Origin of the sequence: Clostridium fermenticellae (assembly GCF_003600355.1) — a bacterium.
Taxonomy (GTDB): Bacteria; Bacillota; Clostridia; order Clostridiales; family Clostridiaceae; genus Clostridium_AV; species Clostridium_AV fermenticellae.
Window position 1 is genome coordinate 385,058 of sequence record NZ_CP032416.1, and the last position, 12,664, is coordinate 397,721.

General features: G+C 30.9%; 13 protein-coding genes. All 13 read left to right on the forward strand.

The window, feature by feature from the left end; genetic code table 11:
- Positions 1 to 1,125: 1,125 nt before the first annotated feature.
- The 13 genes from D4Z93_RS01980 (at position 1,126) to D4Z93_RS02040 (ending at position 12,663) form a co-directional block, all read left to right on the forward strand.
- Positions 1,126 to 1,953: a YihY/virulence factor BrkB family protein gene (locus D4Z93_RS01980; protein ID WP_119970083.1), complete on the forward strand. Its 828-nt coding sequence runs from the start codon at positions 1,126 to 1,128 to the stop codon at positions 1,951 to 1,953.
- A 248-nt stretch (positions 1,954 to 2,201) separates the two neighbouring features.
- A complete protein-coding gene (locus tag D4Z93_RS01985; RefSeq protein ID WP_119970084.1) occupies positions 2,202 to 2,552 on the forward strand; it encodes a DUF6514 family protein in 351 nt (116 codons plus the stop codon).
- A 112-nt stretch (positions 2,553 to 2,664) separates the two neighbouring features.
- The gene (gene acpS, locus D4Z93_RS01990; protein ID WP_119970085.1) at positions 2,665 to 3,081 is read left to right on the forward strand and encodes a holo-ACP synthase; all 417 of its coding nucleotides are present in this window, start codon (positions 2,665 to 2,667) and stop codon (positions 3,079 to 3,081) included.
- Complete coding sequence (locus D4Z93_RS01995; protein ID WP_119970086.1) at positions 3,041 to 4,540, forward strand: NAD(P)H-hydrate dehydratase; 1,500 nt, start codon at positions 3,041 to 3,043, stop codon at positions 4,538 to 4,540. The genes acpS and D4Z93_RS01995 overlap by 41 nt, the downstream gene beginning before the upstream one ends.
- Before the next feature lie 122 nt (positions 4,541 to 4,662).
- A complete protein-coding gene (locus tag D4Z93_RS02000; protein ID WP_243105971.1) occupies positions 4,663 to 5,265 on the forward strand; it encodes a germination lipoprotein GerS-related protein in 603 nt (200 codons plus the stop codon).
- A gap of 356 nt (positions 5,266 to 5,621) precedes the next feature.
- Complete coding sequence (locus D4Z93_RS02005) at positions 5,622 to 5,942, forward strand: CopG family ribbon-helix-helix protein (protein ID WP_119970087.1); 321 nt, start codon at positions 5,622 to 5,624, stop codon at positions 5,940 to 5,942.
- A complete protein-coding gene (locus D4Z93_RS02010; RefSeq protein ID WP_119970088.1) occupies positions 5,902 to 6,252 on the forward strand; it encodes a type II toxin-antitoxin system PemK/MazF family toxin in 351 nt (116 codons plus the stop codon). Before D4Z93_RS02005 ends, D4Z93_RS02010 begins: the two co-directional genes overlap by 41 nt.
- A 118-nt stretch (positions 6,253 to 6,370) precedes the next feature.
- Positions 6,371 to 7,195, forward strand: a complete 825-nt coding sequence (locus D4Z93_RS02015) for a transketolase (RefSeq protein WP_119970089.1) — start codon at positions 6,371 to 6,373, stop codon at positions 7,193 to 7,195.
- Positions 7,195 to 8,139: a transketolase family protein gene (locus D4Z93_RS02020; RefSeq protein WP_119970090.1), complete on the forward strand. Its 945-nt coding sequence runs from the start codon at positions 7,195 to 7,197 to the stop codon at positions 8,137 to 8,139. Before D4Z93_RS02015 ends, D4Z93_RS02020 begins: the two co-directional genes overlap by 1 nt.
- Before the next feature lie 223 nt (positions 8,140 to 8,362).
- The gene (gene ftsE / locus D4Z93_RS02025) at positions 8,363 to 9,049 is read left to right on the forward strand and encodes a cell division ATP-binding protein FtsE (RefSeq protein ID WP_119970091.1); all 687 of its coding nucleotides are present in this window, start codon (positions 8,363 to 8,365) and stop codon (positions 9,047 to 9,049) included.
- The gene (gene ftsX / locus D4Z93_RS02030) at positions 9,039 to 9,929 is read left to right on the forward strand and encodes a permease-like cell division protein FtsX (protein ID WP_119970092.1); all 891 of its coding nucleotides are present in this window, start codon (positions 9,039 to 9,041) and stop codon (positions 9,927 to 9,929) included. Before ftsE ends, ftsX begins: the two co-directional genes overlap by 11 nt.
- Before the next feature lie 153 nt (positions 9,930 to 10,082).
- The gene (locus D4Z93_RS02035) at positions 10,083 to 11,252 is read left to right on the forward strand and encodes a S41 family peptidase (protein ID WP_119970093.1); all 1,170 of its coding nucleotides are present in this window, start codon (positions 10,083 to 10,085) and stop codon (positions 11,250 to 11,252) included.
- Between the two features lie 103 nt (positions 11,253 to 11,355).
- Complete coding sequence (locus D4Z93_RS02040) at positions 11,356 to 12,663, forward strand: PDZ domain-containing protein (protein WP_119970094.1); 1,308 nt, start codon at positions 11,356 to 11,358, stop codon at positions 12,661 to 12,663.
- Position 12,664 lies beyond the last annotated feature (1 nt).

A 12,664-nucleotide genomic window follows, 5' to 3' on the forward strand; every position in this document is an offset into this window, starting at 1 on the left:
TACAATGTATTTACGTGCTGAAGGGTGAAAACCTCAAGCAATCAATAATATTTACAGTTATGGATTACTTAAAGTTTTATCGTGTTTACCTATAGTCCTAAGTAGTATAGCATCATTTATATATTGCCAGGTTATTCTAATTCCCATAGCAATAGTCATTTCAAAAATATTATTAGTACCTTGTATTCTCTTTATAAAGGTTTTACGGACGTAGTCCTTGTATATATAACATTAATCCCGGAGGGATATTTTAAAACTACAGAAATTATAATAAATAACGAAATTTTTCCCGGTAAAAGATTAAATATATTTAAAACTAAAATAACCTGCCTTTCATAAGAAGGACAGAGTACCCTAACGGGTTTGAAGGCTTACAGCCTTCCTTTTTTAAGTTTATAGTAATGACTGTACTAATTTAATTATTAGGACATTAACTTCCCGGGTATATAGTAAAACTCACATTTAAATTTAAATAATTCAATAGGACTAACCGTCCTGGAATCATTTCATTTATCTAAAATTTAAGTTAAATATCTTTTATGCCCAAAAAGATCTTAAGGTTCTGAATATACTATCTGAATTACAGGTTATTCAGACTTTTTTAGTTATCTTAACAGATGTCTAAAAACTGCAATTATAGTATAAATCAATATGGCTATCGCCATAAACCCTTAAAGGAGAAATCATATTTATCAAGTTTACATAAAGTTATATAATTATTTATATACTTTTATTAATATATAAAGCATTTATTGATTTAAGTATATAACTTATAAGGACAAACTTAACTCACACCGCAGAGGTATACCTGGAAACTGAAGGCACATCTAAAAAGTTTTTTACATCTCTTAGCGAAGCCTTTTAGAAAAATTTTAGTAGATTATATATGTTTGAGCGAAGCTAAGTTTATATAATCTGCTTAAATTTTTAAAAGGCAAGCCTAGAGATGTTAAAACTTTTTTAGGGTGCCAAAGTTTGTGAGTATACCTCTGCGGTGTGAGTTAAGTTTGTCCTTATAACCGTATATCTATGATCAATGCTTAATCGCAATATATCCATTTCATGTTGGTATTGAAATGATGTTATTTACACATAATAGTTAAAAATAGGTTTTGGGAGGAAAATGTGAAAAACATAAGTGTTCAGTGTATTAAAAATTTAATTTTTAGATTTTTTGATGATGACATATTGGCACTGTCTTCTCAGCTGGCATATGGTTTTATATTTGCCTTTTTTCCATTTATGATATTTCTTATGACACTTATTGGATATAGTCCAATAAGCAGTGGAAATGTATTGGATGGACTCGATAGGCTGCTCCCGGACGAAGCACTGTATCTTATAAAAACTACTGTTATTGAAGTTGTCGATTCGAGGAAAAGCAATTTGATGTCATTTAGCTTGATTTTTACAATATGGTCTGTGTCATCAGGTTTTGATGCAGTTATAAAGGGAATTAACAAGGCATATGATGAAAAAGAAAATAGAAGCTATTTTAAACTTAAATTAATAAGTATATTGTTTACATTTGAACTTACTGTAATGATATTAATTTTAATATTTTTATTGGTGTTTGGACAAATAATAGGGAATTCAATTGCAAGTAAATACGGTTTTTCATACCAATTTAAAGTAATTTGGAATTTTGCAAGATATGCAATAATTATTTCAACTACTATATTTATTTTTGCATCGCTGTATCATTATACTCCCAGTAAACGACTTGCCTGGAGTGATGTTATGCCGGGTTCATTTTTTGCTACAATAGGACTTATATTAGTATCAATTGGATTTGCATATTATGTTAATACATTTACTAATTATTCACTTTTATATGGCAGTATTGGTGCAGTTATTGTATTTTTAACATGGCTTTTTTTGATGTCAATCATAATATTGCTCGGTGGAGAAATAAATGCGATTTTTGTTTCCAAGTGTGGGACTAAAGAGTAAGAATTTCATCAATTTATTCACTAAAAAAAATTATAGTCTATATAATTTTTAATTTCGACAGAAGATTATAATAAAAAAAAGTAAATAGTTGTATTAACAAAATATTAAAAATGACTGATATGATAATAGATAATTTTTGATGTCATATAAGATAGATAATCTTATAATTTTCATTATCATGAAATGACATATTTTTTTTAGATGTTGTGATAATATTATTTTATCACTTAGTCATGGGGGGAAAAAATATGGTAATAGAAAGTTTGGTTAAGGTTAATGAATTTGAGGGGATAAAGTATAACTATATTTATAAATTATTAAAAGATAAGGTGATGATTACATATAAGAAGCAAGCTTTGGAACTAGAATGTTATGGTATAGAAATTGAGAGACAGGATTTAAAGGATAATAAAATTATAAACTCGGAGAAAGATTTTGTTAAAAATATAAGTCCACAAAAATACAAGGTATATAATCTTCTTAAAATGCTGTATAATAATGGCGTTTCTCCTATACATCTTATAGATGTACTTGGAGAATATATTGATGAATATATAATAGATTTTGATGATAAGATAAACATGTGTATTAATTATTAATATCCAATAAATAAAAAGAGGGCAAGATCCTCTTTTTATTTTATACTATTATAAATTTGGCTTTTAAAATAACTGATTTTAATTTATTATAGTAAATATGGGGGTGAATATTTTGATATTTGGTGTTGGAATCGATATAGTTGAGATTAGAAGAATTAAGGAAGTATTAGAAGAACATTCGAATTTTCTAGAAAAAAATTTTTCTAAAAATGAAATGGAGTACTTCAAAAGAAGGAATTTGAGACCGGAGTTTGTTGCAGGAAGATTTGCAGCTAAAGAGGCCGTTTCGAAAGCTCTTGGTACTGGATTCAGCGGCTTTGAGATCAAAGACATTGAAATCGATAGGACTGCTTCTGGAAAACCTACCGTTGTATTAAAAGGAAAGGCAAAGCTTATAGCACAAAAATATGGAGAATACAAGATACATGTAAGTATATCTCATGGTTTAGATAGTGCTGTAGCCTATGCTGTAATGGAGGTTGATAAACTTGAAGATTGCGACTGTAAATGTAATGAGGAAGATAGATAGTTATTGCATAGAGGAACTAGGGATACCGGGTATAGTTCTTATGGAGAATGCTGCCTTAAAAGTTATAGAGAATCTTAAGCTGGATAAGTTTGATAGATTCTGTATAATTTGTTCAAAAGGCAATAATGGTGGTGACGGATTTTCTGTAGCAAGACATCTTACTATTATGAAAAAGTGCGTAGATGTATTTTTAATTGGAAATAGTGATAGGATGAGTCATGATTGCAAAGTTAATTATAATATTTTGAAAAACATTGGAGTAAATGCAGTAAATGTAAGTTCTAAGGAAAATATTGATGTTTTAGGGAAAGCAATACTTCAAAGTGATATTGTTGTTGATGCTATGTTTGGTACAGGCCTTTCGAGGGATATAAGTGGAATTTTTGACTCTGTTATAACACTTGTCAACGAATATGGCAAGTATATTGTAGCTATAGATGCTCCTTCCGGATTTGAAAGTGATACAGGCAAAATACTTGGGAATTGCATTAAAGCAGATGAGACTGTGACATTCGGGTTATATAAAAAAGGATTTTTAAGCTATGGAGCAGACAAATTTACCGGGAAGATAAGTGTTAAGAATATAGGAATACCACAGTTTGCAGTTGATAAATTTACAGAAGATGATTTTATAACAAATCGCTATATGATAAAGAGGGATCTTAGAGTTAGAGATAAATACTCCCATAAAGGCGATTATGGAAGAGTTATGATTTTTGCAGGTTCTGCCGGATTTACAGGTGCAGCTTATATATGTACACAAGGAGCAGTTAGATGTGGCTCTGGACTTGTAACATTATGCTGCAGTAAAAACATTCAGGAACTTTTGTCCTCTAAACTTATTGAAGCTATGACAATTTCAACTGATGATGATCAAGATATGTTAAAACTCTTAAAAAAATGTGATGCTGTTGCTTTTGGACCGGGACTTAAAAATAGTGAGGCAACTTTAGATCTGCTTAAAAAGGTCATATTTAACTATGACGGTGATGTTGTATTAGATGCAGATGGCCTGAATGTTTTGAGTGGAAAGCTTAATATAATAAAAAAAAGTAAATGTAAATTTATATTTACCCCGCATGCAGGAGAAATGTCTAGAATTACAGGACTCAGTGTGGAATACATAAATGAAAACAGAATTGATGTTTCAAAAAAATTTGCAAGAGATAATCATGTAGTAGTGCTTTTGAAAGGATATAATACTGTGGTTACCGATGGATATAGAACTTTTATAAATCCTACAGGTAATAGTTCTATGGCATCGGGAGGAATGGGCGACTGTTTAACTGGTATTATAGTATCACTTTTAGGACAGGGATATGACCCTCTTGAGGCTGCATATATTGGAGCATTTTTACATGGATATTGTGGGGATAAATTATCCAGGAATATGTATTCTGTAAATGCAAGTCATATAATAGATCAAATTCCGTTTGCAATTAAAGAACTTCTAAGCTGAATAACTCATCTTTAGAATATAAAGACACATAACATAATATATATTAGTAATAAAAGATATGAGAAGTTATTGTAGGTTGATTTTGGTAGTTTATACTATAGTAATTTTTTTGGAGGAGTAGGGTGAAAAGAGTATTATTAATTAGTTTGTGTCTTTTAATTGCAGTATTTCAGATTGGATGTGAAAATAAAGATAGGGATGCTGAAAAAAATTTAAAGTATATCAGAAACCTGGACAGCTATGTTTGCAATGTTAACATAAGCATGAAAAATGATAAGCAAACAGTGACTTATAGTGGAAAGCAATTCTATGATAAGACATATGGATTAAGGTTCAACCTTGGAAATAACAGAATATATATTTATAAAGATGAGAATGTGTTTGTAAAAGACTTAAAAAGCAATAATGAATATACTACCAGAAAAGATTCCGATAGTATATTCAAATTAAGTTTTGTTGCATATTACATAACTTTATTGTATACAGATGAAAATATAAAGAATTCATTTAAAAAATTGAATAATGAGGAATATCAAATCGTGAGTCTGGACATTCCTGGAAACAATAAAAATGTGAGCAGCGCTGATTTATATATTAGATTGTCTGATAAGGTTCCTAAGTATTTGTATGTTTATGGCTTAAAGGGTAAGGAAAACATCAAAGTGGAATATTTATCATTTGATCCTAATAGGAAGCTTAGTAAGCGTATTTTTGATACTAAATAAATTTGATGAATTCAAGCTTACGGGGAGACCTGCAGATCTTAAAATTTGGCTTAGATGATATTATATTTAGTATGTATATAATAACCATTGAATGTGTAATATAATAATATGGTTAACTGTATTATTATATTATACTTTATTATAAATACAGCCTTCATTAATTTAACACAGCGAATACATATTGTTTTTGTGTAAAGATACATAACGTAAATGGTAATATAAGTGATTTATATATTAAATTACAAGTAGAATAATGTAGAAATTAGTTATAATTTCTTTGACATGCTTGTAACCCTGGATATATAATTTATATGTATATATTTTCGCTTAAGTTAATAGGAGGTATTAATTTTTATATGTCAAATTCAAAAAGATTAGTAGTCGACCTCTCAGAAACACTTTACAATGAATTTAATAAGGCACTAAAAGAAGATTGCAAAAAAAGAAGTGAATTTATTAGAGAAGCCATCATATTATATATTAAAGAGAAAAAAAGATTAAGTAAGATAGAGCAAATGGAAAGTGGTTATAAAGAAATGGCAAAACTTAATTTGGAATTTGCAGAAATGGGCTTTGCAAGTGACATGAAGGAATTAAAAGAATATGAAGCAAAGCTTTCGGAGAGTGATTTGGCAGATGACAACGATAGTGAAAAGAGGAGATATATTCTATGCTGATTTAAGCCCTGTAGTTGGCTCTGAACAAGGTGGGATAAGACCTGTAATTATAATTCAAAATGATGTAGGTAATAAATATAGCCCCACTGTAATAATATCAGCAATTACGTCGCAGATAAATAAGGCAAAGCTTCCTACACATGTGGAGATTTCATCAGAGGCCTATGGACTTAATAAAGATTCTGTAGTTTTGCTGGAACAGATAAGAACTTTAGATAAGAGAAGATTAAAAGAAAGAATAGGTCATATGACAGAGTCAGACATGAAAAAGGTTGATGATGCACTTTTGATAAGCATAGGGTTACAATAGCAAATTAATGTAAGGGTTTATGTTTCATAAACCCTTATTTATGTGCCCGGTTTATATATAAAACTTTTGTTTTGTGATAAAATAATACTTGATTGTATGCTTTAAGGAGGTTAGGATTGTGAAAAAAAGTATAGAAGAATTAACTCAAATGGCTAAGGTTATTAGAAAAGATATAATAACTATGCTAACAGAATCAGCTTCAGGTCATCCAGGAGGTTCATTATCTTCTGTAGAGATTTTAACTACACTATATTTTAACGAAATGAATATTGATCCTGAAAATCCAGGGGATCTTGATAGAGACAGATTTGTACTTTCTAAAGGTCATGCAGCACCAGCACTTTATAGTGTGCTTTGCAGAAGAGGATTTTTTGACGTTAAAAAATTAAAGACACTAAGAAAGATTAATTCTACTTTACAAGGACACCCTAATATGAATGAAGTTAGTGGAATAGATATGTCTACTGGTTCACTAGGACAGGGAATTTCGGCTGCAGTTGGTATGGCTATAGCCGGAAAAATAGATGGAAAAAATTATAGAGTGTACTTCATACTTGGTGATGGAGAACTTGAAGAAGGTCAAGTTTGGGAAGCTTCGATGGCAGCTGCTCAATACAAATTAGATAATCTTACAGCTTTTGTTGATCATAATGGACTTCAAATTGATGGACCATGTGAAGAAGTTATGTCAGCTGAACCAATAACAGATAAATTTAAAGCATTTAGATGGAATGTTATAGAAATTGATGGACACGATTTTAATCAGATAATTGATGCTATAGAACAGGCTAAGAAGACAAAGGGAAAACCAACTGTTATCGTATGTAAAACCGTAAAAGGCAAAGGCGTATCATTTATGGAAAATCAAGTTGAATGGCATGGCTCCGCACCTAATCAGGAACAATGTGATATAGCTTTGAAAGAAATCGGAGGTGAAGAGTAATGGGTAATAAGATAGCTACAAGAGAAGCTTATGGTAAAACTCTCGCTGAAATAGGACTAAAAAATAAAAAGATAGTTGTACTCGATGCAGATTTATCTAAGTCTACTAAAACTGCAGAATTTAAAAAAGTATGTCCTGAAAGATTTGTAAATATGGGGATAGCAGAGGCCAATATGATGACGGTAGCAGCTGGCATTTCAACTTGTGATAAAATACCATTTGTAAGCACATTTGCTGTATTTGCAACTGGAAGAGCTTTTGAACAGATAAGAAATTCGATTTGCTACCCTAGGTTAAATGTAAAAATATGTGCAACTCATGCTGGATTAACTGTAGGTGAAGATGGAGCATCTCATCAGTCAGTTGAAGATATATCCCTTATGAGGAGTATTCCGAATATGACAGTAATTTGTCCTAGCGATGCTGTTGAAACCGAAAAGGCAATTAAAGCAGTGACAGAGTTTAATGGACCTTGCTATGTTAGACTTGGAAGATCAGCAGTCCCCGTTATAAATGATAATCTTAACTATGATTTTGAAATCGGTAAGGCTGTTACTTTAAAAGAAGGCAGGGATGCAGTTGTTTTTGCAACAGGTATAATGGTAAGTGCTGCTCTAGAGGCTCATGATATATTGGCTGAGGAAGGCATTGAAGCTAAGGTTGTTAACATACATACCATAAAACCTATAGACAGAGAAGCAGTTATAAATTCAGCTAAAGAAACTCATTTGGTGGTAACTGCGGAAGAACACAGCATAATAGGTGGCTTAGGCTCGGCTGTATGCGAGGTTTTAAGTGAAGATTGCCCGACTCCAGTAATAAGAGTAGGTATAAAAGACACATTTGGAGAGAGCGGAAAACCGGCAGAGTTACTAGAAAAGTATGGCTTAACTGCTAAAGATATAGTTAATGCTGTTAAAAAAGGATTAACACTTAAAAAATAGGATAATGGATTATAAATTATAGATAAGGATAGGATGTATTACCTTAAAATGCTATGGTGATGTATCCTATTTTTATTTATGAATGCATTATATGCTATATATGCGATTTATTATTAATAATAAATTTATACATTGTGGGTTAATTTAATACACTGTTATGTTATAATACATATGTGACTGTAAAAAACAGTCGGTTTTTATATAAGTATAAGGAGAGGTTTGGATGATACAATTTAAAAATGTAAGTAAGATTTACAATAATAACGTATTTGCATTGTCTAATTTAAATGTAGAAATAAAGCAAGGTGAATTCGTATTTTTAGTTGGACCAAGCGGAGCTGGTAAATCTACTTTTGTAAAAATGCTTTTAAAGGAAACTCAGCCTACTAATGGACAGATTATAGTAAATAATATGGATATAACAAATTTAAATAGAAGGGAAATACCATATTACAGAAGAAAGATTGGAGTTGTATTTCAAGATTTTAGATTGATTCCTACTTTAAATGTTTATGAGAATGTAGCTTTTGCTATGAGAGTAGTACAGGCACCTGCAAAAGAAATAAGAAAAAAAGTTCCACTGCTTTTATCTCTTGTTGGATTAGCCAATAAGTATAAGGCTTTTCCGAATCAGTTATCTGGAGGAGAACAGCAGAGGGTTTCACTTGCAAGAGCTATTGTAAATAGTCCGTCTATATTAATTGCAGATGAGCCAACAGGAAACTTGGATCCGGAGACTGCCATGGGAATAGTTGATACAATAAATGACATAAACAAGGCAGGAACTACAGTAGTTATGGCTACACATGCCAGGGAAATTGTTAATAGTATGAAGAAAAGAGTAATAGCATTAGAAAAGGGCGTAGTAATCAGGGACGAGCAAGGAGGTGTTTACGGATATGATGATTAGTACATCTAAATTTTTTGTATCTGAAGCATTAAAAAGTTTAAAGAGAAATAAAACTATAAGTATTGCATCTGCAGCAACTGTTGCAGCAACCCTTTTTATTTTGGGAATATTCCTGATATTAGTACTTAATGTTAAACAGGGGATTCTTCAAGTTGAATCTAAGGTTGAAGTTAAAATATATCTGAAGGATAACATAACTATGACTGATCAGCAGAATTTGGAAAACAGGCTTAAATCAGTAAATGGTGTAGTTGATGTAAACTATGAGAGTAAATCTGATGCAATGCAGAAGTTTAAAACGCAGCTTGGCGAACAAAATAAAGGATTGCTTGATGGATTAGATAAAAATAATCCAATGCCTAGTTCTTATATAGTTAGAGTTAATGACCCTGAAGTAGTTTCAAATGTTGTACAGAGTGTAAATGGAATGAGTGGAATAGACAGCATTAAGGATGGAAGAGATATTGTAAATAAACTTATATCCATAATAAGGACCATAAAATGGGTGGGAAGTATAATATTTATAATATTGGCCGGTGTTTCGCTATTTCTCATAGGAAATACTATAAGGCTTACAGTTTATTCAAGAAGAAGAGAAATAGGGATAATGAAATATATAGGTGCTACAGATTGGTTTATAAGGTGGCCTTTTATAATAGAAGGTATAATTATAGGTATAGCTGGAGGAATAATTTCAGATGTTGTACTGTTCTATTTATATAGATTGGCATATGCTAAGATTTCATCAGGACTTATAGTAATGAATTTAATAAGTCCAACTTATGTAATAACAACTGTATTACTTTTATTTATTGTAGTTGGAGCCGTTATTGGTTCAATTGGAAGTATTATTTCTATGAGAAAATTTCTTGCAGTATAGAAGAAGAGCAGAAAAATATAATTTCTTTACAAATGAAAGGAGGCTTTTTGGCCTTCTTTTAATTTATTACAAAAATATTTTTTTTAATGTTATAATTATTTAAGGTTTATATAAATAATATACAGTAGAAGGTTATAGTGAAGAGGTGTAAAAATGAATAATAAAAAGAAATGGATATCATTAGCTGTAGCTATAGTAATAGTAACTAATGTTATAACTATGCTGGGAACTGGAGCTTACATAAAAAGCAACTATGAAATTGACAAATTTCAAAAACTATTTCAAGTTAAAAATGCACTTTATAAATATTATGATGGGCCAATTAATGAGTCTGATTTAGTTGAAGGAGCAGTTAAAGGAATGACATCAGCATTAAATGATCCTTATACTGTATTTATGAATAAGGAAGAAAATGAGGATTTTAATACAGAAACTGAAGGAAAATATAGTGGGGTTGGAATTGTAGTTCAGGCCAGTGGAGATAAAGTAATAGCGGCAGATGTTCTTGATGATTCCCCGGCGAAAAAAGGAGGAATATTGCCTAAGGATGAAATCCAAAAGGTAAATGGCAAGGCTGTAAGTGGAAAAAATTTGGATAAAGCGGCTTCGATGATGAAGGGAAACGAAAATACGGAGGTTACTTTGACTATATATAGATCAAGTAAGGGAACCTTTGATGTTAAATTAAAGAGAGCTAAATTAAATACAGTCACTGTGAAGAGTGAGATGATAAACAATAAAGTAGGATATATACAGGTTTCTATGTTTGATGAAAATACAGCAAATAATTTTAAGTCAAATTTGAAGAAACTTCAGGATAAAGGTATGAAGTCACTTATAATTGATTTAAGAGGAAATCCAGGTGGACTGCTTAATGAGTGTGTTGATATGGTTTCAAATTTCGTTCCTAAAGATAAAGTAATAGTTTCGACTGTAGATAAATATAAAAGTAGTAAGAAATATAAATCAACAGGAGGAGAAGCTATAGGAATGCCAGTTACAATACTTACTAATGCCGGTACGGCAAGTGCTTCAGAGATATTTTCAGGTGCCCTTAAGGATTATAAACTTGCAACTTTAGTTGGAGAAAAGACATTTGGAAAAGGAGTAGTTCAGACTATGTTTAATACTGGCAATGGAACTTCACTTAAAGTTACAATTGCAAAATATTATACTCCAAATGGGGTAAATATAAATCATATAGGAATAAAACCAGATGTAAATGTAAAATATCCAGAGGAACTTCTTAAAAAGCAATATAACAGAAGTGAAGATCCTCAATTTTCTAAGGCTCTTGAAATAGCCGAAAGTAAAGTTAAATAGATTTGACTATTTTTGTTAGGCAGATGTACTTTCTGTCTAACTTAATTTTAATATTCATAAATGTGTTATGGGTATTATTTTAAGGAGAGGGGAAATAATTTTAATGACAATTTTATTATATACATTAAAGGCAATTGCATTTGCACTTACAAATCCATATTATATTATTATATTGACTATACTCGGAATACTTTTATACAGAAAAAATAAGAGAACAACTGTCATGCAGAAAATGATAATAGGTTCACCTATAAATTCCTCGCTGGAACTTACCATATCACAGATAGTAATGGGGATATTTGCCGGAGCTTTAGCTAGTATAATAATGTCTTACTGCGGAATAGTATTTGATGAAAATTCGCCGATTGATTTAATATTTTTATTGTCAATAGTTTTAATGTTTTTTAATCCGAAATTTATATGTTTTTCGTATTCAGCATCGCTGCTTGGAGCAATCAGTCTTATTCTTACATATGCATCATATCTTACTCAAAATCAGGACTTGAATTTTATAAATTTGGATATAGTATCTGTAATGAGTATGGTAGCGGTACTGCACTTTGTAGAGGGAATTTTGGTATTTATAGATGGTAATACCGGATACATACCTGTATTTACAAATAAAGATGGTAGAATAATAGGAGGATTTGCTCTCCAGAGATATTGGATTATTCCAATTGCAATATTATTTATGTTACATAATGTAGATCCAAATACTTTGAATTCAGCTTCTCATACGCCAATGCCAAATTGGTGGCCTATTTTAAAGGGATCCATTTCAACAGATGTGTTGAAAAATGCAATAATTTCACTTATACCATTTTATGGGGTCCTTGGATATAATAGTGTGACATTTACCAGGAATAAAAAACAAAAAGCACATATGTCTGGTGGGATTACGTTATTATACAGTTTAATTCTATTTGGACTTGCACGATTAGCGGCTTTTAATATCTTTTTTAAGATATTAGTAATTGTATTTGCACCTGCTGCTCATGAGGCAATGATTATATTACAACGATACCTTGAGGTAAAGGGTAAACCAAAGTATATAAGCAGTGAAGATGGAATAATGGTACTTGAGGTAGCTCCTAATTCTCCTGCAAATGAAATGGGAATAAAAACTGGTGATTTATTAATAGAAGTGAATAATATGAAGATAGAAGATGAAAATAAGGTATTTGAGGCTATTAGAGAAACATCAAGTTTTGTATGGTTTAAGGTTAAAAGGGTAACAGGTAAAATAGAGGATTTGACATATAATAAAATGAATCCTCAAAAAAGACTTGGAATAGTATTTGTACCTCGTTCCATTCCTAGAGACAGTACAGTGATTAAGGTGGGTGAATCCAAATTTGATACTATACTTGAAAAGATTAAGAATAAGAAAGATGGGGATGATGATAGATAGT